The following is an 18481-nucleotide window of genomic DNA, read 5'->3' on the forward strand; positions in this document are numbered from 1 at the left end:
CGCCATGCAATCGCGGCACAGGCGGCTGCAAAGCCACCTCCGTTGCCGCGGTTGACCCTGGCCTCGCCCCGGCCGAACATTGCGCCTCGCCAACGAAAGCGAGCGCGATGTCCGACATATCAAGCACGACCGAAATTCCCTACGCCGACGGCAAGATCCTCAAGCACACAGCCGGTGGCGTCGGCGTGATCACCTTTAACAATCCCGACAAGCGCAATGCGATGTCGCTGGAGATGTGGGAGGGATTTGGCGAGGCGTTGACAGCCTTGCGCGACGACGCTGCCGTGCGGGTCGTGATCCTGCGCGGCGCCGGCGGCAAGGCCTTCGTGTCGGGCGCCGACATCAGCCAGTTCGAGAAGACGCGCCACAACGCAGCTGCCTCCGAGGAATACGCAAAACGCAGCGCCGCCCAGCGCGCGCTGCTTGCCGATTATCCCAAGCCGACGATTGCCTGTATCCAGGGTTTCTGTCTCGGCGGCGGCATGCAGGTGGCAATGCTCGCCGACATCCGCATCGCCTCCCATGGAAGCCAGTTCGGCATTCCCGCGGCGAAACTCGGCATCGCCTACGGTTATGATGGATTGAAGCACCTGGTGTCGCTGGTCGGACCGTCCTGGGCCCGGCTCCTGATGTACACGGGCATGCGCATCGATTCCACCGAAGCGCTGCGCATCGGGCTGGTCGAGCGGGTGGTTCCGGAGGATCAGCTCTGGGGTGAGACCATGGCGATCGCCGAGACGATCTCGCAAAATGCGCCGCTCGCGATCAAGGCCGCCAAGCTCACCATCGCGCAGGTGCTGAAGGACGAAAGCGCGCGCGACATGGAGGCGATCAGGGCGGTCGGCAACGCCTGCATGGACAGTGGCGATTTTCGCGAGGGCCGGCAGGCCTTCATGCAGAAGCGCAAGCCGCAGTTCCAGGGACGGTGACTCCGTCGGAGCAAAATGAAACAATCCAGAGTGCCTTTGCCTGCTTCGTCGCTTGGCTCGTCGCGATGACGGCAGGCAACGTGAACATGCATTCAGGAAGATTAAATTCCCACGCCCCTGCAACACCATAGCAACCAGCTGATTTGCTGGAAGTTCTCTCGCCATCAAACGAGGGAGATTGCGATGAAACTGAAATTTGCTGTTCTCGGGCTGGCTGCCCTGGGCGGCGCAGCGCTCGCGTCAGGACAGGCACTCGCGGCGATGCCGAACGGCATTCCGCAGGCCGACCGTATCGCGAGCGGCCCGGCAGCCGAAGTCGATCAGGTTCGTTGGGTGTGTAACCCGTGGGGCCGCTGCTTCTGGCGTCCGAACTATTATGGGGCCTACGGCTATTACGGCGGCCCGCGACGCTTCTACGGTCCACGTCCGTGGGGCTGGGGCGGTCACCGCCACTGGCGTCGCTGGTGAATTGCGAGGGGCCGGGAGGCCCCTCTTCCTTGACTATAGCGCCTCGAGCACCGCCTTCGTGATGTCGGCGGTGCCGTTGCTGCCGCCGAACTCCATCGGCTTGAGGCCGCCGGCGTAGACCTTGTCCACGGCGCGCTCAATTTGCTCGCCGGCCTCAGCGGCGCCTTCGACGCCGTGCTTGTCGGCGAGCCAGTCCAGCATCATTGCAGCCGACAGGATCATCCCGGTGGGATTGGCCTTGCCCTGCCCCATGATGTCGGGCGCGGTGCCGTGGCACGGCTGGAACACGGCATATTTGTCCCCGATGTCGGCCGACGGCGCCATGCCGAGGCCGCCGATCAGGCTCGCGGTGATGTCGGAGACGATGTCGCCGAACATGTTCTCCATCACCATCACGTCGAAGTCCCAGGGGCGCTTCACCAGCATCGCCGAGCAGGCATCGACATAGAGCCGGTCGGTCTTCACCTCCGGATGACGCTTGGCGATCTCGTCGAAAATACCGCGGAAGAACGCAAAGGCCTTGAACACGTTCGCCTTGTCGACGCAAGCCAGCATCCCCGGCTTGCCGCGCGCCTTGCGCCGCTCGGCGAGGCGAAACGAGAACTCGAACAGGCGCTCGGACGTCTTGCGCGTGATCACCATGGTTTCGCGCGCGTCCTCGTGGGTGACGACGCCCTTGCCCATCGAGGCGAACAGGCCCTCGGTGGACTCCCTGATCACGACGAGATCGATTCCACGCTGGTCGGCGCCGACGATCGGGCTCGGCACGCCCGGAATGAGCCGCGCCGGGCGCACACCGGCATAGAGATCGAAGATGAAGCGCAGCTCGATCTGCGGCGCGATCTCAGTGTTATCAGGATAGCGCACCGACGGCAGGCCGCATGCGCCGAGCAGGATCGCGTCCGCCTCCTCGCACAGCTTGATCGTGGTATCGGGCATCGATTTGCCGGTGGCGAGATAGTTGGTGGCACCCGCCGGCGCCTCGGTGAGGCGGAAGCTCAGGCCGGATTTCGTCTCGATCTTGCGCAAGACTTCGATGGCCGGCGCCATGACTTCGGGACCGATGCCGTCACCGGCGAGCACGGCAATGTGGAAGGCGTTATTTGCGGACATGGAAAGCCTCAGGAGGAGCGAGCTAAGTCGTCATTGCGAGCGAAGCGAAGCAATCCAGAACTGCATCTGCGGAGACAATCTGGATTGCTTCGTCGCTTCGCTCCTCGCAATGACGGAGGATGGAGCGTTGGTTACGGCGTCAGCACCGTGCGGCCAACCACCGCGCCCTGCTGCAACTGCACCAGCGCGTCGTTGGCCTTGGCGAGCGGCTGCCGCGTCACGGGGATCGGCGCTATGTTCTTCGCTCGCACGAGGTCGAGCAGTTCCTGCGTCTCGCGTAGATTGCCGACGTAGCTGCCCTGGATCGTCACCGCCTTGATCGGAATCAGCGGCAGCGCCCAGGTCGCTCCGCCGCCGAACAGGCCGACGATGACGAGCTTGCCGCCCTTGGTCAGACAGTCGAAGCCGAGTTGCGTGGTGGCGGCGTTGCCGACGAGATCAAGCACGGCGCGGATGGGACCACCGGCTTTCTTGGCAAGCTGCTCCAGCGCGTCGGGCGCCTTGGGATCGACGGTCGCGAGCGCGCCGGCTTGCTCCGCAGCTTCGCGTTTCTTCGTGTCGATATCGATCATGATCGCGCCCTTGCCACCCATCGCCTTCAGCAGCGACAGTGCCATCAGGCCGAGTCCGCCGGCGCCGAACATCACGATCGGCGTGTCGAAGTGCTGCTCGAGCTTCTTCAGCGCGCTGTAGGTCGTGACGCCCGAGCAGGCGTAGGGCGCAGCCGACGCGGGATCGAGGCCTCTAAGATTGAGCAGATAGCGCGGATGCGGCACCAGCATGTGGTCGGAATAGCCACCGTCGCAATAGACACCGAGCGAGCGTGGCGTCAGGCACATATTCTCATCGCCGGCGAGGCAGGTCGCGCATTTGCCGCAACCGATCCAGGGATAGACCAGCCCGACATCGCCGATCTTCACATCGCCCTGGTCCGACGACTTCACGTCCGGGCCGAAGGCAAGGACCTCGCCGACGGTCTCGTGCCCCATGGTCAGCGGCAGGTTGATGCCGCGGTCCTTCAGCGACAGCGGCTTGCGACCGTGGCCGAGATCGTAGCCGCCTTCCCAGATGTGGAGGTCGCTGTGGCAGACGCCGGCGGCCTTGACCTTGATGAGCACCTGCGTGCCGGACGGCTGCGGCGTCGCTTCGTCGAACTCCTGCAGCGGTGCCTTGAAATCGGCGACCTTGAAACTTTTCATCGGTGTCCTCCCGGATACTTTTCTTATCGCCGCCACCATCGCATGGGCGGCAGAACGAGACAAACTCGGACCTGTCTAGTTTAGGCCGACGGATGATGGCAAGCCGACCACACGCAAAGCCGCATTGCTTGCTGCACGAAGCTGTCCGTCAGCTTTGCGCGGCTGTTTTGCCTGACGGAATTGGTCCATCGTCGGGGAGCCCGATCTCCGCGCGCAGCCGGTCCGTGTGCTCGCCAAGCACGGCCATCGTCTTGCCCGGTGCCGTGTCGGCACCGGTCATCCGGAACGGCAGATTGAGGACCTGGAACGAGCCGCCTCCGTCTTCTACAGACGAGAGCGCCTCACGATGCGCGAGTTGCGGATCGGCCAGCGCCTCGGACACGGTGCGGTAGGCCGAAGCCGGCACGCCCGCCGCACCTAGCGCGACAAGACAGGCCTCGGTCGAGAGCTGCCGCGACCAGGCCTCGACACCGTCCATCAAGTCGGCCCAATGGTCGCGACGCGCGGCGTAGGTGGCGAAGCGCGGATCGGAGATCCATTCGGGGCGGCCGATCACCCCCATCAGTCCCTGAAACGTCTTCTCGCTGGCAACCGTGATCATGACATAACCGCTCGCGGTCTCAGTCGGCCCAAACATCGGGCGCGGCGGCGGCTTCACGGTGAACTGCGAGTTCTGCAACTCGATCACCGTCAGCGTCAGCATCGATTCGAGCATGGAAACGTCGATGTGCTGGCCGAGCCCGGTGACCGTTCGCTGGTAGAGCGCCGACGCGATCGCGCCGAACCCGTAGGTGCCGGTGACGACGTCGGCATGGTAGATGCCGCAATAATCCGGGCGGCTGCGGCCGGGCTGGTAGGCGAGATGCGCCATGTCGTAGCCGGAGGCTGCATGGATCACCGGCGCATAGGCCGGCAGTTCGGCCGACGGGCCGCTCTGGCCGTAGCCGGAGATCGAGCAGTAGATCAGCTTCGGGTTGATGGCGCGCATTCTGTCGTAGTCGAGCCGCAGCCGGTGCATCACGCCGGGGCGGAAGTTCTCGACCAGGATGTCGGCGGTCGCGGCCAGCCGGCGGACCGCCTCCTTGCCGTCCTCGGACTTGAGGTCGAGCACGACGCTCTTCTTGCCGACATTGAGCTGGCCGAACACGGTGCTGCAGCCCTTGCGCAGCGGCGGCCGGGTCCGCATCGTCTCGCCGCCGTCGGTCTCGATCTTGATGACCTCGGCGCCCATGTCGGCGAGCATGCGCGCACAGTGGGGGCCGGCGATGGTGGTCGAAAAATCCAGGACCCTGAGGCCGGCAAAGGCCTTTGTCGTCGTCCCCTCATGCTTATCTGATAGCTGCATGCCTGCTTGCGCCCTCGGGTCACTAGGAACTTATCGAAGTTCTCTGTTGTTGGTGCGCCGACCCTAGAGCGCGGCGCCTGAGTAGGAAAGTCTTTACCGAACAGACACGTCTCACGGGCGGGCTTGGGAAATCCGGGGCAACTGGACCCGTTCTTGCATAGCAGCAATCGGGCTCCGGCAGAGGGCAGCAGTTCTTGAGGGTCTTGTTCGTTACAACGGAGATGGACGACTTTGTCCGCGTTGGCGGACTCGGAGCCGTTTCCGCTGCACTCCCCCGAGCCCTTCGTCCCTTCGCCGACATCCGGGTCATGCTGCCCGGCTATCGCGACATCATCGAACAACTCACGCATATTCAGATCGTTGGCCGCTGTCCGGCGTTCGCGGAGATGCCGGCCTGCTCGCTCGGCCGCGCCGCGACCAAGGACGGCCTGCCGGTCTATGTGCTGCTGTGCTCGCAACTTTACGACCGGCCCGGCAACCCCTATGGCGACGAGTCCGGGCGCGACTGGCCCGACAACGACATCCGTTTCGCGCGCTTTGCCTCGGCCGCCGCTGAGCTCGCGATGGGCACGCTGGACAAGGATTGGGCAGCAGACCTGATCCATGCCAATGACTGGCAGGCTTCGCTCGTGCCGGCCTACCTCGCCTGGCGCGGCTCCAAGCTGCCGTCGATCCTGACCATTCACAACCTCGCCTATCAGGGCCTCTTCCCGAAGGACTCGCTGCGGCGGATCGGCGCACCGGAGAGCTCCTTCCACATCGACGGCGTCGAGTTCTACGACCAGCTCTCCTTTCTCAAGGCCGGACTGGTCTACGCCTCGCATCTCACCACAGTCAGCGGCACCTATGCGCGGGAGATCACCACGGATGAATTCGGCTGCGGGCTCGAAGGCCTGCTTCGAGTCCGCTCCGACGCGGCCGAGCTCACCGGCATCCTCAACGGCATCGACGAGAGCTGGGACCCCCGCTCCTGCGCTCAGCTTGCCCAGCAGTTCGGCGCCGGCGACTGGATCGGCAAGAAGGCCAACGCGGACTATGTTCGCAAGCAGTTCGGGCTTGCGGTGTCGCGCGGCCCGATGTTCGGCATCGTCGCCCGGCTGGTGCACCAGAAGGGTATCGACCTCGTGCTGGCGGCAGCCGACGAGATCGTCGATGCCGGCGGGCAGATCGTGGTCACCGGCTCCGGCGAGCCGGCGCTCGAGCAGGCGCTGATTGACGCGCATCGCCGGCGGCCTGACGCGATCGGGGTCGTGATTGGCTTCAACGACGCCCAGGCGCGGCGCATCTTCGCCGGCAGCGACTTCACATTGATGCCGTCGCGCTTCGAGCCCTGCGGGCTCAGCCAGATGTACGCCCAGCGCTTCGGCTCGCTGCCGATCGGGCATCAGACCGGCGGCCTCGCCGAGACCATCACCGACGGCGAAACCGGCTTCCTGTTCTCAAAACCTTCGCATGAATCCTTCCTCGGAGGTGTCCGCCGCGCGTTCTCCGCCTTCATGGCGCAAGACCAGCTCGACACCATGCGTCGCAGTGCGATGGGACGGTCGTTCTCCTGGAGCATCCCGGCCGGCAGCTACAACGCACTGTACCGGAAGTTGGCGGCGGTGTGAGAAGCCGGGTGTTTCCTCGTCATTGCGAGCGTAGCGAAGCAATCCAGACTGTTTCCATGGCAGCAGCCTGGATTGCTTCGTCGCAAGGGCTCCTCGCAATGACAGTGGTTTGTGGCAGCCGCGGAGGACTTCACCCCTTCCCGCGCTGATCCATCTGCGGCCGGCCGATCCAGACTCTGTTGAGGCACCGTGTCATCCAGTCCGGCTGCGGCTCGCCGCGCAACCGCGCTTGCGCTTCCTGGTAGGGACCGACATAGCGCAACCGGTCTGGCAATTTGGGGTAGACGCGCCGTATCCATCGGAGCGCATTTTCGGCTGCCCTCTCATCGCGCTCATCAAGTTCGAACCCAAACCCAGCACGCAGGCGTTCCGGCAGCAGGCTTGCCGTGAGCGCGCGATACCAGCGCGGCGGACGCAACCACGGGCGCGCGCCACCAAAGATCTGCGCGGCGATCTCGCGCGCGGCCGGGCTGACGGTCAGCGTGTCTGACTGCGCCATCGCCGCCGTATAGGCCGCAAAGTCAGCCCAGTCCGCGGCCAGATCATCGCCGGTCAATCCGAACAACGCGCCGAACGTCCGACTCTCGGTCCAATAGCGTTCGCGATTCTCCGCCGAGAGCGGCGGCAAAACCAGATCATGCGCCATCAGCGCGGTCTCGACCAGCGTGGCATGAACCCAGCGCAGCGACGGGATGTCGTTGGCACAGTAGCGCGAGCCTGCCGCGAACGGACCGACAGTCTCCGGCATCTCGCCGACGATCATGCTGTGGCGCCGGTGCAATTGCCGCGACGACAACAGCGCGCGGTCAAGCGAGCCGAACACCATGGCAAAGACAATATCGAAGGTGCGGTGAAATCGTCCGATTGGATCGGCCAAGGTCCGCGAGTGCTCGGCGATGGCAGCCGCGACCCAGGGATGCGCGAGTTGAAGGAGCAGCGCCCGGCCCGCGCCGAGGAAGATCACGGCCTCGCGGTCGATCTGCCAAGTCACCGTGTCAGGACCGAACACGCCGGCAACCGCTCCCGCCATATCAGCACGGACGTGATCAAGCGCCAGTTCCAGATCGCTTCCCGACACCACTTACATGGCCTTTCAGCTGCGGACGAAGAGCGACGATCCGCAAGGCCTGTGGCATTTCGATGATGGCGGACGATCGCTTGCGGCCCTACTCCGCCGCCATCGGCATCTCGTCCATATGCTCGTGCAGCACCACGCCGGCAAGCGGATCGAATTCGCCGATCCACGGTTTTCGCGCGAGCACCGACCTCGTGTGGGCATAGCCGGCATGCCAGCGCCGCGTGATCCCCGACGGGCTGAAGTCGATATCCTTGGTGTGGGTCTCGCGATCGAGTTGCGGCGCCAGCAGCCGCACGACATGCATACGGGTCGGGCAGCCGTAGCTCATCAGCTCCCTCACCGCGGCATCGCCGCGCTCGCTCTCAGGCAGGCGTTCCGCAAGCTGGTTGATGACATGGCGCAGGCGATGGGCCTGCTGCTGGCGTTCGATCTGGCTCGCGATCCGACTCGAATATATCACATCCTTGTGGCGGTTCAGCACCTCCGCCATCGTGGTCGGCTCGGCGCCGACGGGATTCCACAGATGCACGGAGAAGATCAGCGAATTCTTGCGCGGATTGTCGTCGAACACCGCTTCCGTCGGCGTATTCGAGAGGATGCCTCCGTCCCAATAGAGTTCGCCATCGATCCGCACTGCCGGGAATGCCGGCGGCAATGCGCCCGAAGCCATGACATGCTTCACCGTCAGCTCACCGTCGCGGCTGTCGAAATAGCGCATCTGGCTGGTGCCGACATGCGCCGCACCCACCGTCAGCCGCGGCGCGCAGCGATTGGCCAGATCGAAATCGACCAGCTCGCGCAGCGTCTCCTCGAGAGGCCCAGTGGAATAGAATCCGGCGTGATCGGCGCCGAGTGGATAGGAATCGCCGGCATGCGCCAGCGGATTGGGCCGGAAGAACCCTGGAATGCCGTGGGTCACGGCCGACCAATAGGCAAGCTTCTCGTTGAAGCCGGGAAATGAGGTGTGCCAGTCCCAGACCGGCTTCTGCTCCATCCGCTTCCAGAACTCCCTCAAGCGCGCGAGCCGGTGCTCCGGCGCATTACCCGCAATAAGGCTGGCATTGATGGCACCGATCGAGGTGCCGATGATCCAGTCCGGCTCGATGCCGGCCTCGTGCAGCGCCTGGTAGACGCCCGCCTGGTAGGAGCCTAACGCACCGCCGCCTTGAAGCACGAGGACGACCTGCCCGGGCAGGTCCTTGCGCTGAATGTTATTCTGCGTGCCGTTCATGGTTCGCTCCTGATCAGCCTGCACTGCTCCGAGATTCGCTGCCGGCCGCGACTTGTTAAGCCGGCTCATGTTAATGCGCGGTCCAGCCGCCGTCGACCGGCAGCGCGACGCCGGTGATCGAAGCCGCCGCGTCAGTCGAGAGGAATACCGCGAGCGCGCCGAGCTCCTCGACCGTGGCAAAGCGCTTGTTGGGCTGTTGGGCCAGCAGCACGTCGCGGATCACCTGGTCGCGCGAGATTCCGTGCGCCTTGGCCTGCCCATCGATCTGCGCCTCGACCAGCGGCGTATAGACGTAGCCGGGACAGATCGCGTTGCAGGTAATGCCCTCTTCTGCCGTCTCCAGCGCGGTCACCTTGGTGAGCCCGACGATGCCGTGCTTGGCGGCGACGTAGGCCGCCTTGAACGGCGAGCCGACGAGACCATGAGCGGAAGCAATGTTGATGATCCGGCCGAACCCGTTCTGTCGCATTGCGGGCAGCGCGAGCCGCGTGGTGTGGAAAGCCGACGACAGATTGATCGCGAGGATCTGGTCCCATTTCTCGACCGGAAACTGCTCCAGCGGCGCAACGTGCTGGATACCGGCATTATTGATCAAGATATCCAGGCGGCCGGCCTGCGCAACCGTCGCCGCGATCATCTCGGCGATCGAATTCGGCCTGGTCATGTCGGCCGGCGAAAATCTTGCCTTGACGCCGAACTCCGCCGCGATCTGCTCGCGCGTCCGGTCGAGCTCGGCTGCCACACCAAGGCCGTTCAGCACGATGTCGGCGCCGGCCGCGGCAAGTGCCCGCGCGATACCGAGGCCGATGCCACTGGTTGAGCCCGTGACCAGCGCAACCTTGCCCGCGAGCGCCCGGGCGGCGGACGTCTGGGGCTTGACGGACATATTCACTGGCAAAATCCTCCGACATGACGACTGGTGTTGAGCCGACTGTGAAGCATCGCCCGGCTTGACGGAAATGCCCGTTGGCTTCCGAAACCATGCCCGTGCGCTATTGCGGTCGGGATGTCATTCTCCGCTCCGATCGGCTAGATTCCGGCTGGTCTTGCCGGGAGCCGATCCATGGAAATGCACCAGGTCCGCTATTTCCTCGCGGTGGCGCAGCTCTTGAACTTCACGCGTGCCGCCGAGGACTGCAACGTGACGCAGCCTTCGCTGACCCGCGCGATCAAGCAGCTCGAGGCCGAGCTCGGCGGCGATCTGTTTCGCCGCGAACGGCCCGCAGCGCAACTGACCGAGCTTGGCCAGCGCATGCATCCGCTGCTGAAGCAGTGTTTTGATGCAGCCATCGGCGCACGCTCGCTGGCCTCATCGTTCCGCAGCGGCGAGATCGGCGCACTCCGCGTCGCCCTGACGCATTCGATCGACCTGTCGCTGCTCATCCCGCATCTCAACCAGATCAAACGGCAGTTCAACCGGCTCGAATTCCGCTTCCTGCGCGGCTCGAGTCGTGAAGTGGCCGACTTGCTGAAGAAGGGCGAGGCCGAGCTCGGGATTGCCGCGGACATCGACGAGGCCTGGGAGCGGCTCGATGTCTGGCCGCTGTTCACCGAAAGCTTCGAGCTCGTGGTCAGCGACGGACACCGCCTGGCCGGCCGCAGCAGCATCGAACTGGACGATTTGCGCGCAGAGCAGCTGTTGAGCCGGACGTTCTGCGAGCACTCCCGCAGCATCTCCGCAAGCCTGCGCGAGCACGGCATCGCGGTCGAACAGGGTCACGAGATCTCGAACGAGCGCGATTTGATCGAGCTGGTCGAGGCAGACATCGGCGTCGCCATGGTGCCGCACACCTCGCCCGTTCCGGAGACGCTGACGCGCGCTGCGGTCGCCGGGCTGGACGCCCGTCGCACCGTCAGCCTCTACGGGGTGGCCGGCCGACAGCGCACGGCAGTGGCCAATGCCGTGATGCGCATGCTGCGCGGTGCGGATTGGCGGGAGATTGCGGGGTAGCAGCCACGCTCGCTGCTAACCCTTTTTGGCCTCCCTGCTCGCGCCTTCCAGCGCTTCAAGCAGATCATCGATCTCCATTCGCTTGCGGAAATCCGGATCGACGAAGCGGGCTTTCACGAGACCGTCGCGACCGACGACGAACACGGCCGGGATCGGCAGCATCCAGCCATCGTTGCCGTGGAATTTCGCCATGTCCTGATAGGACAACAGGCTCTGGATCTCGGCACCGAGCCAGATCGCGAGATTGAGCGACAGCGCATAGCCGTTGTCGAGGTCGGTCAGGACCGGAAATGGCGCACCGGCTTCCGCTTTGAGCTGCTGGGTGTATTCCTGCGTCTCCGGCATGACCGCGACGATGCGCGCACCCATGGACTGGATGCGATCCAGCGCCTGGACCACCGCACGGACATTGAGCCGGCAATAAGGGCACCAATGGCCGCGGAAAAACATCACGGCGACCGGCCCGCTCTCGATCAGTGAGGACAGCGCAACGAGACGCCCGCTCTCGTCCGGCAACATGAACGGCGGCATCGCCTCGCCCGGACGCGGCGCGGTCTCGCCGCCGCCGCTTCCATTCAATCTCGTCACCAGATGATCGACGGCCTCGCCATAGGCCGGGAACACGTCGCGGCTGGCGTCGGCATAGGCGCGGAGCTGCTCGTTCAGCGTGCCATCCATGTCACGGCAGCGCTGGAAGGCGAGTTTGAGCCGCTCGGCATCGGCCGGCGAGAGAGAGGTCATCTTGCGCTCCAGCGTTCAGAGGACGAATATTAGGTGCCCGATCCGGCCGCCCGCAAGGGGCGGCCGTCATGCGCGCGCGATCAGTTCACGTAGAAATTGCCGGTCGGATCCAGCCGCCCCGAGGTGGAATACAGCGATCCGTTGTCCATGAAGAAGACGGTGTTGTCGGGGACCTTCTTGGCGCCCTTCATCATAGCCTCGTGGTTCTTCTCCGCCGGGGCCATGGCCATCGCCGACATTTTGCCGGGTCCGCCATACATGTAGGCCATGCCGGCCTTGAAGTCCCATGTCGCCCCCGAGAAGGCCGATGAGGCGATGACCGCGAACGCAGCCGTGGCAATCAAAGTCTTGGACAATTTCGTCATGAGAGGCTCCTCCGGATTGACGTGAACGCCCGCCAATTGGGCGCCCTGCCATCGAACGCCAATCGCGCGGGAAGCGGAAATGCCGATCCCCAATCGGTTCGATAGCGAGCGCGTATCGGGGCCGATAGCGCCGGTCTATCGCAGCGAGAGCGAAAGAGCATTTCAGAACGAGCGCTCTCTCGACGAAAGTCCCGACATAGCCAGCGACCATCGCGGTTGCGGCCAACACAGGAGACGTCCCGATGTTCGAGCATCACACTTTGTCGCGCGCGGTCTGGCCCAGCCTTGCCGTCCTCGGCGTATTGACACTCTCGGCGCAGCCAGTCTCCGCCGGTGAATGTCCGGCCGGCAAGATCAAGCCGAACGCGCACCAGATGGTCGATTACAAGCCGGTCGGCGTCACCGACGTCACGCTCGGCGCCATCGACCTCGGCAAGCAGCCGGCACACATTGAAGGCCGCGAGCTGCGCTTCCGCAAGCTCACCATCGAGCCCGGCGGCATCGTGCCCTGGCACAGCCATGACGACCGCCCTGCTTTGATCTTCGTGCAGCAAGGCGAGATCGTCGAACACGCTTCCAACTGTGTCGATCCGATCGTGCACAAGGCCGGCGACATCCGCCCGGAGGTATCCGGCACCTCGCATTGGTGGAAGAACCTCGGCAAGGAAACGGTCATCCTCTACGTCGGCGACGTCCGCAAGGACCCGCACGACCACAATATGTAACGGACGCCCCGGCCCCAGCCTGATCGTTGGCCGATGTGGCACCCGGATCCTCATGCCGCCAGCATGCCGGGTGCCACATCTTTCACAGGAGACGCGACGCCATGACCGATCTTTCCGCGCCGATCAAGCCGAGCGCGATGGCAACGGATGAGCATTCCGCGCGACCCATACTCCGCACGCTCGTCATTGGATTGATCGCATTCCTGACCGTCGTCGATCTCTTCGCGACACAGGCAATCCTGCCCTCGCTGACGCGCCACTACGGCGTCACGCCGGCAGCGATGAGCCTGGCCGTTAACGCCAGCACGTTCGGCATGGCGGTCGCAGGCCTCGTTGTCGGCTTTCTCAGCCCGCACATCGACAGGCGGACCGGCATCCTGCTCAGCCTGACCCTGCTCGCGATTCCGACGAGCCTGCTGGCGACTGCGCCCAATCTTGCCGTCTTCACGGGCCTGCGGGTGGCACAGGGCCTCTGCATGGCATCCGCCTTCGCGTTGACATTGGCTCATCTCGGCGAGCAATGCAGCGCAATGGATTCCGGCGGCGCCTTTGCCGCTTACATCACGGGAAACGTCGCCAGTAATCTCGTCGGCCGGCTGGTCTCGGCCGCGATCGCCGATAGCCTTGGCCTGGCATGGAATTTCTATTTCTTCGCGGCGCTCAATCTGGCCGGCGCCGCACTGGTCTATTTCACCATTGCGCGCGTACAGCCGATGCGTGCAACGACGCCGACGGCATCGGCGTTTGCCGCGACGATCGCGCAGTGGCGGGATCCACGGCTGCGAGCCGCCTATGGCATCGGCTTCTGCATCCTGTTCGCATTCATCGGTACCTTCACATTCGTCAATTTCGTTCTGGTTCGACCACCGCTGTCGCTGGGCATGATGGACCTCGGCCTCGTTTACTTCGTCTTCCTGCCGTCGGTGGTCACGACGCTGCTGGCGGGCAGAGTGGCATCACGCCTCGGAACGCGTCCGACGATCTGGGGCTCGCTGGCCATCGCCGGGATCGGCCTGCCGTTGATGCTGGTCGCACACCTGGGCGCGGTCCTCGCCGGGATGGTTCTGGTCGGCATCGGCACCTTTTGCGCGCAAGCCGCTGCGACAGGATTCGTAGGACAGGCTGCGGCTGAAAACCGCGGCATCGCCAGCGGCACCTATCTCGCCTGCTATTTCTGTGGCGGGCTCATCGGCACGGCCGTCCTCGGCCGACTGTTCGACGCGTTTGGCTGGGATGCCTGCGTGGCCGGGGTAGGCGTGGCGCTTGCGGTCGCGGCCCTGCTGACGCTCGCCTTGAGGCGCTAGCGCTTGGCCGGCGCCTCCTGCGGCGGCTCGTCGTCGGCGATGGCGCGCCAGGCGGCGCCGTCGAGATCGTCGTACTGGCCGCTTCGAAGCGACCAGAGGAAGGCGGCGAGACCGGCGAGACCGAGCATCAGCGCCAGCGGCACCAGGATGACCAGGATTTCCATCAAACGATCTCCCGCGAGGCGCCGCGCGCACGCAGCGAGTTCAGCATCACCAGGATCGACGATCCGCTCATGGCGGCAGCCGCGATCAGGGGTGTCACGACGCCGCTGATCGCGACCGGCACCGCGAGGACATTGTAGCCGATCGCTAGCCAGAGATTTTGCCGCATCAAGCGCAACGCCTTGCGTGAAGCGTCGATGGCGGCGACGACCGGGGCCAGCGGCCGGCCGAGGAAGACGAGATCGGCGGTCGCCTGGCTCAGATGCGCGGCCGAGATCGGCGACATCGAGACATGGGCCGCCGCCAGCGACGGCGCATCGTTCATGCCGTCGCCAACCATCAGGACCTTCATGCCCCGCTGCTTCAAGACCTCGATTCGCGCGATCTTGTCGGCCGGCGTCACCCCGGCCCGCCATTCGGAGATGCTCAGCGCATGGGCCGCGGCGATCACCGCCGGTTCACGGTCGCCGGAGAGAATCTCGATGCCGATATTGCGCGCCTTGAGCGCCGCGATCACAGCCTGCGCATCGGGACGGAGGCCCTGGCGCACAGAGAGGATGAATCTTTCGCTGCCCTTGCTGAAAGCCACGACGGAAGCTTCGGGATCGAGATTTGTCACGTCGGAAACCAGCGTCTCGGCGCCGCAGAAGGACGGACGGCCGAGGCGAATCTCGATACCATCGACCACAGCGCGCACGCCCTGGCCGGCCTCCTCGATCGCGCCGACGATCGGCGATGTGGCGTCGGAGGCCTGCGCGACCGCGGCGGCGACCGGATGATGGCTCGACAGCGCGAGCCGCCCGGCAAGCTCGAGGACATCAGCGGGGATATCGGCCGCATTCATCACTTCGAGATCGGGCAGCGTCAGCGTGCCGGTCTTGTCGAAGATGACGTGGTCGGCTTCCGCGAGACGCTCGATGGCATCGCCGGAGTTCAGCAGGACACCCGCCTTGAACATCGCGCCCGAGGCCACCGTCTGCACCGTCGGGATGGCGAGTCCGAGGGCGCAGGGACAGGTGATGATCAGGACCGCGACGCCGGTCACGATCGCATCGTGCCAGCCGGCGCCCGCAATGACCCAGCCGAGGATAGTGATGAGCGCGGTGGCATGCACCACGGGCGCATAGAGTCGCGAGGCGCGGTCGGCGAGCCGCATGTAGCGCGAGCGCGCCTGCAGCGCATTGTCGAGCAGCCGCGTGATCTCGGCGAGCAGCGTCGCCTCGGAGGCCGCCGAGACCCGCACCCGCAGGCTGCCCGAGATGTTCATCGATCCCGCATAGACCGGCGTGCCCTGCTCGGCCGTGACATAGAGCGTCTCGCCGGTGATCAGGCTCTGGTCGATCTCGGAACGGCCCTCGATCACGGTGCCGTCGACCGCGCAGCGCTCGCCGGGTCGCAGCAGCACGATGTCGCCGGGATAGATCGCGGCCACCGGCACTTGAGATATCTCGCCAGGCCCGACGAACTTCGCCGCGGTCTCCGCCTTGAGCGCGGCGAGATTGCCCGCGACCGCGCGGGTCCGCCGCCGCATGTTCTGGTCGAGAAAGCGGCCGACCAGGAGGAAAGTGAGCAGCATGATGGCCGCGTCGAAATAGGCGTGCTCGGCGTGGTTGATGGTCTCGACCACGGACATGCCCAGCGCCAGCGTCACGCCGATCGAGATCGGCACGTCCATATTGGTGGTCCTGGCCGACAGCGCGCGCCAGGCCGAGCGGAAGAACGGCTGACCGGCATAGGCCGCCGCCGGCAGCGCGATCAGCGCCGACAGCCAGTGGAAGAAATCGCGCTGCTCCGGCAGCATGTCCGAGACGTTGCCGGACCACACCGGGATCGACAGCATCATCACGTTCATGGTGGCGAACGCAGCGACGCCGAGGCAGCGCAGCAAGAAGCGCGATTCGGCGACCTCGGTCGCCTCCGCGCTCTCGGTCTCGTAAGGATAGGCTTTGTAGCCGAGCTCTTCGAGGCGATCGATGAAGCGGGCCGGATCGAGCGTGCCCGCCTTCCACTCCAGCGCAACGCGCCGGTCGGTGAGGTTCACGCGGGCCAGCGTGACGTCGGGAATCGCGGATAGCCCGCGCTCGATCTTGGCCATGCAGCCGGCACAGTGAACGCCCTCGACCGCGAGATCGATGTGCTGGACGCCCTCGCCCGCAGTCCGGACGTAATGCGAAAAGTCCCGCGAGACGTGCATGGCAAAATCCTTCAGTTCAGGATCACGCGGTTGCGCGACATGAACACGCGCGTTCCCCGCGCCTCGCCCTCGATCACCAGGTCCCACTGGCCCGGCGCGACCGATGCGGCATTGCCGCGATAGAGGCCGATGCCGATCTCCGAGAGCTCGATGGCGAGATCGGCGCGCTTGTCGGTCGGACGCTCCAGGCGGCCGCCGAATTTCAGTCCCGCGATCGGTTGGCCGCTCGCGTCGCGCGCCTCGACCTGAAGCACGGCGCCGCCATCGGCGCGGCGCTCGACATGGGCGTTGACCTTCCATTTTCGCGCGGTCTGGTCCTGGGCCGCCGATATCTCGCGGTCATAGGTCAGGCCCGCGGCATAGGGGCTGTCGACGTCCGTGCCCGGCAGCGTCGCGATCGCGAGCTTCATCATGGTCACGTTGACGCCGATCACGACGCCGAAGAAGGCGACCAGCATCAGAAACACTTTGGTTCCGGTCAGCGGCTTGGTTGCCATGGCGAACTCCTGATCCTAGGGCGCGACGAAATTGTCGATGGCGCTGGCGACTTCGCCGAGGCCGATATCGGTGACGTGAAAGCGAACCGGGATCGACTTTTCCGGATTGCCCTCCACCGGCGCGGTCACGAGCACCCGCAGCTCGCTGGTGGAGTCGCGCGGAACCACGATCATCGGCCGGTCCTGCGTCACGGAATCGACCCCGATGACATGGATCGTCGCATTGACCGGACCGTTCGCGTCGATCGCAATGACGCGGTCGTAACCGCTCTTGTTGAGCAGCCGCACCGTGTAGGCGTTGCGGATCGAACCGTCGCTGAGCCTGACTGCAACCGGGTTGCGGTCGTGCAGCACGTTGACGTCGAGCAGGCTGCGGGTCGCCAGCGTATAGATCATGATGCCGCCGACCGCCGCGATGATCGCGCTGTAGGCGACGGTGCGAGCCCGGACGATGCGGTAGATCGGCGCCTTGCCTTCCTGGCGGCGCTGGATGTTGATGTCGTTGTCGTAGCCGATCAGCCGCTTCGGCCGACCGATCTTCGTCATTACGTTGTCGCAAGCGTCGATGCAGAGCCCGCACTGGATGCATTCCAGCTGCGGTCCGTTGCGGATGTCGATGCCGGTCGGGCACACGGCGACGCATTGATAGCAGTCGACGCAGTCGCCGACTTGCTCGCCGAGCGCGCGCAGCTCGGCCGCCTTCTTGACTGACGTACGCTTCTCGCCGCGATCGTAACGATAGGTCACGTTGAGCGCCCATTCGTCGGTGAGCGCGGCCTGGATCCGCGGCCACGGGCACATATAGGTGCAGACCTGCTCGCGCATGAAGCCGGCGAGCACGTAGGTCGTAGCAGTCAGGATGCCGATCCAGATATAGGCGATCATCGGCGCCTGGAAGGTGACGAGTTCCCTCACCAGCGTCGGTGCGTCGTTGAAATAGAGCACCCAGGCGCCGCCGGTCCACCACCCGATCAAGAGCCAGATCGAATGCTTGAGCACGATCTCGGAGATGCGCTCCAGCTTCATCGGGTCGGACGATTTGTCCTTCTTCATCCGCTCGCGCCGGTCGCCCTCGATCAGACGCTCGACCGCATAGAACAGGTCGGTCCACACTGTCTGCGGACAGAGATAGCCGCACCAGATGCGGCCGCCGACCGAGTTCATCAGGAATAGCGCCACCGCGGCGACGATCAGCAGGCCGGTGAAGTAGTAGACCTCCTGCGGCCACAGCTCGATGAAGAAGAAATAGAAGCGGCTGTTGGGAAGATCGATCAGCACCGCCTGGCTCGGAGCACCGAGGCCGCGGTTCCAACGCACGAACGGCAGGAAGTAGTAAACGCCGAGGCAGAACGCCATCAGGCCCCATTTGATCCGGCGGAAGGTGCCGGAGATGCTCTGGGGATAGACTTTCTTCTGGGCCACATAGAGCGGCCCGTTGTCATCGTCTAATGGGATGGCTTTTGGGTTCACGGGCCTGTTCATCGCCTGCAGCTTTCGAGAGGTGCGATTGAACCTAAACCCGACGCCGCCGCGTCAGTTGATCCAGCGCAAGCGGGGACACTTTTGTTC

18 protein-coding genes are annotated in these 18481 nt (G+C 64.8%); 6 read left to right on the top strand and 12 right to left on the bottom strand.

The annotated features are described in order from the left end of the window. The first annotated feature begins 107 nt into the window (after positions 1-107). Together ABIC03_RS07020 and ABIC03_RS07025 are read left to right on the top strand one after the other, a co-directional pair. Positions 108-929, top strand: a complete 822-nt coding sequence (locus ABIC03_RS07020; RefSeq protein WP_354056632.1) for an enoyl-CoA hydratase — start codon at positions 108-110, stop codon at positions 927-929. 183 nt (positions 930-1112) lie between these two features. Further along, positions 1113-1397 (top strand): hypothetical protein, encoded by a 285-nt coding sequence (locus tag ABIC03_RS07025; protein ID WP_354056634.1) that lies wholly within the window; start codon positions 1113-1115, stop codon positions 1395-1397. A 33-nt stretch (positions 1398-1430) separates the two neighbouring features. Here the strand turns inward: ABIC03_RS07025 and ABIC03_RS07030 are convergent, their stop codons facing one another. From ABIC03_RS07030 to ABIC03_RS07040, 3 genes are all read right to left on the bottom strand, one after another. Beyond that, on the bottom strand, positions 1431-2510 hold the full coding sequence (locus ABIC03_RS07030) for an isocitrate/isopropylmalate dehydrogenase family protein (protein WP_354056636.1): 1080 nt from the start codon (positions 2508-2510) through the stop codon (positions 1431-1433). A 131-nt stretch (positions 2511-2641) separates the two neighbouring features. Then, positions 2642-3709 (bottom strand): alcohol dehydrogenase, encoded by a 1068-nt coding sequence (locus tag ABIC03_RS07035; protein WP_354056638.1) that lies wholly within the window; start codon positions 3707-3709, stop codon positions 2642-2644. Positions 3710-3857: 148 nt separating this feature from the next. After that, positions 3858-5054 (bottom strand): CaiB/BaiF CoA transferase family protein, encoded by a 1197-nt coding sequence (locus ABIC03_RS07040; RefSeq protein ID WP_275170424.1) that lies wholly within the window; start codon positions 5052-5054, stop codon positions 3858-3860. 194 nt (positions 5055-5248) lie between these two features. Here ABIC03_RS07040 and glgA point away from each other — a divergent pair, with 194 nt between their 5' ends. Beyond that, positions 5249-6664: a glycogen synthase GlgA gene (gene glgA, locus ABIC03_RS07045; protein WP_275170423.1), complete on the top strand. Its 1416-nt coding sequence runs from the start codon at positions 5249-5251 to the stop codon at positions 6662-6664. A 130-nt stretch (positions 6665-6794) separates the two neighbouring features. Here glgA and ABIC03_RS07050 read toward each other — a convergent pair whose 3' ends face one another. The 3 genes from ABIC03_RS07050 to ABIC03_RS07060 all read right to left on the bottom strand — a co-directional run bounded on the left by ABIC03_RS07050 (position 6795) and on the right by ABIC03_RS07060 (position 9859). Further along, entirely contained in the window at positions 6795-7745 is a 951-nt protein-coding gene (locus tag ABIC03_RS07050; RefSeq protein WP_354056641.1) for an oxygenase MpaB family protein, read from the bottom strand. Positions 7746-7830: 85 nt separating this feature from the next. Further along, positions 7831-8973: a patatin-like phospholipase family protein gene (locus ABIC03_RS07055; protein WP_354056643.1), complete on the bottom strand. Its 1143-nt coding sequence runs from the start codon at positions 8971-8973 to the stop codon at positions 7831-7833. 70 nt (positions 8974-9043) lie between these two features. After that, positions 9044-9859, bottom strand: coding sequence for a 3-hydroxybutyrate dehydrogenase (locus tag ABIC03_RS07060; RefSeq protein ID WP_354057529.1), 816 nt, complete (start codon positions 9857-9859; stop codon positions 9044-9046). A gap of 177 nt (positions 9860-10036) precedes the next feature. On the opposite strand from ABIC03_RS07060, the gene ABIC03_RS07065 reads away from it, so the two are divergent. Beyond that, a complete protein-coding gene (locus tag ABIC03_RS07065; protein ID WP_354056645.1) occupies positions 10037-10924 on the top strand; it encodes a LysR family transcriptional regulator in 888 nt (295 codons plus the stop codon). Between the two features lie 15 nt (positions 10925-10939). Here the strand turns inward: ABIC03_RS07065 and ABIC03_RS07070 are convergent, their stop codons facing one another. After that, the gene (locus tag ABIC03_RS07070; RefSeq protein WP_354056647.1) at positions 10940-11665 is read right to left on the bottom strand and encodes a peroxiredoxin-like family protein; all 726 of its coding nucleotides are present in this window, start codon (positions 11663-11665) and stop codon (positions 10940-10942) included. Between the two features lie 80 nt (positions 11666-11745). After that, a complete protein-coding gene (locus ABIC03_RS07075; RefSeq protein ID WP_354056649.1) occupies positions 11746-12030 on the bottom strand; it encodes a hypothetical protein in 285 nt (94 codons plus the stop codon). A gap of 242 nt (positions 12031-12272) precedes the next feature. Between ABIC03_RS07075 and ABIC03_RS07080 the strand changes: the two genes are divergently transcribed. Then, positions 12273-12755, top strand: a complete 483-nt coding sequence (locus tag ABIC03_RS07080) for a cupin domain-containing protein (RefSeq protein ID WP_354056651.1) — start codon at positions 12273-12275, stop codon at positions 12753-12755. Between the two features lie 101 nt (positions 12756-12856). Continuing rightward, a complete protein-coding gene (locus ABIC03_RS07085; protein WP_354056653.1) occupies positions 12857-14059 on the top strand; it encodes an MFS transporter in 1203 nt (400 codons plus the stop codon). On the opposite strand, the gene ccoS is transcribed toward ABIC03_RS07085, so the two are convergent. The 4 genes from ccoS to ccoG are packed head-to-tail and all read right to left on the bottom strand — an operon-like array spanning position 14056 to position 18394. Continuing rightward, on the bottom strand, positions 14056-14223 hold the full coding sequence (gene ccoS, locus ABIC03_RS07090; RefSeq protein WP_007594007.1) for a cbb3-type cytochrome oxidase assembly protein CcoS: 168 nt from the start codon (positions 14221-14223) through the stop codon (positions 14056-14058). The genes ABIC03_RS07085 and ccoS overlap by 4 nt on opposite strands. Further along, the gene (locus tag ABIC03_RS07095; RefSeq protein ID WP_354056655.1) at positions 14223-16415 is read right to left on the bottom strand and encodes a cation-translocating P-type ATPase; all 2193 of its coding nucleotides are present in this window, start codon (positions 16413-16415) and stop codon (positions 14223-14225) included. Before ABIC03_RS07095 ends, ccoS begins: the two co-directional genes overlap by 1 nt. 11 nt (positions 16416-16426) lie before the next feature. Next, entirely contained in the window at positions 16427-16912 is a 486-nt protein-coding gene (locus tag ABIC03_RS07100) for a FixH family protein (RefSeq protein WP_354056657.1), read from the bottom strand. 15 nt (positions 16913-16927) lie between these two features. Next, positions 16928-18394, bottom strand: coding sequence for a cytochrome c oxidase accessory protein CcoG (ccoG, locus tag ABIC03_RS07105; protein ID WP_354056659.1), 1467 nt, complete (start codon positions 18392-18394; stop codon positions 16928-16930). Positions 18395-18481 lie beyond the last annotated feature (87 nt).

The sequence above is a fragment of the Bradyrhizobium sp. RT6a genome, assembly GCF_040547675.1.
Classification (GTDB): domain Bacteria; phylum Pseudomonadota; class Alphaproteobacteria; order Rhizobiales; family Xanthobacteraceae; genus Bradyrhizobium.

Excerpts from the sequence above, each read along its gene's own strand:
- ABIC03_RS07020 (WP_354056632.1), top strand. The coding sequence starts at position 108 with ATGTCCGACATATCAAGCACGACCGAAATTCCCTACGCCGACGGCAAG.
- ABIC03_RS07025 (WP_354056634.1), top strand. The coding sequence starts at position 1,113 with ATGAAACTGAAATTTGCTGTTCTCGGGCTGGCTGCCCTGGGCGGCGCA.
- ABIC03_RS07030 (WP_354056636.1), bottom strand. The coding sequence starts at position 2,510 with ATGTCCGCAAATAACGCCTTCCACATTGCCGTGCTCGCCGGTGACGGC.
- ABIC03_RS07035 (WP_354056638.1), bottom strand. The coding sequence starts at position 3,709 with ATGAAAAGTTTCAAGGTCGCCGATTTCAAGGCACCGCTGCAGGAGTTC.
- ABIC03_RS07040 (WP_275170424.1), bottom strand. The coding sequence starts at position 5,054 with ATGCAGCTATCAGATAAGCATGAGGGGACGACGACAAAGGCCTTTGCC.
- ABIC03_RS07055 (WP_354056643.1), bottom strand. The coding sequence starts at position 8,973 with ATGAACGGCACGCAGAATAACATTCAGCGCAAGGACCTGCCCGGGCAG.
- ABIC03_RS07060 (WP_354057529.1), bottom strand. The coding sequence starts at position 9,859 with ATGTCCGTCAAGCCCCAGACGTCCGCCGCCCGGGCGCTCGCGGGCAAG.
- ABIC03_RS07065 (WP_354056645.1), top strand. The coding sequence starts at position 10,037 with ATGGAAATGCACCAGGTCCGCTATTTCCTCGCGGTGGCGCAGCTCTTG.
- ABIC03_RS07070 (WP_354056647.1), bottom strand. The coding sequence starts at position 11,665 with ATGACCTCTCTCTCGCCGGCCGATGCCGAGCGGCTCAAACTCGCCTTC.
- ABIC03_RS07075 (WP_354056649.1), bottom strand. The coding sequence starts at position 12,030 with ATGACGAAATTGTCCAAGACTTTGATTGCCACGGCTGCGTTCGCGGTC.
- ABIC03_RS07080 (WP_354056651.1), top strand. The coding sequence starts at position 12,273 with ATGTTCGAGCATCACACTTTGTCGCGCGCGGTCTGGCCCAGCCTTGCC.
- ABIC03_RS07085 (WP_354056653.1), top strand. The coding sequence starts at position 12,857 with ATGACCGATCTTTCCGCGCCGATCAAGCCGAGCGCGATGGCAACGGAT.
- ccoS (WP_007594007.1), bottom strand. The coding sequence starts at position 14,223 with ATGGAAATCCTGGTCATCCTGGTGCCGCTGGCGCTGATGCTCGGTCTC.
- ABIC03_RS07095 (WP_354056655.1), bottom strand. The coding sequence starts at position 16,415 with ATGCACGTCTCGCGGGACTTTTCGCATTACGTCCGGACTGCGGGCGAG.
- ABIC03_RS07100 (WP_354056657.1), bottom strand. The coding sequence starts at position 16,912 with ATGGCAACCAAGCCGCTGACCGGAACCAAAGTGTTTCTGATGCTGGTC.
- ccoG (WP_354056659.1), bottom strand. The coding sequence starts at position 18,394 with ATGAACAGGCCCGTGAACCCAAAAGCCATCCCATTAGACGATGACAAC.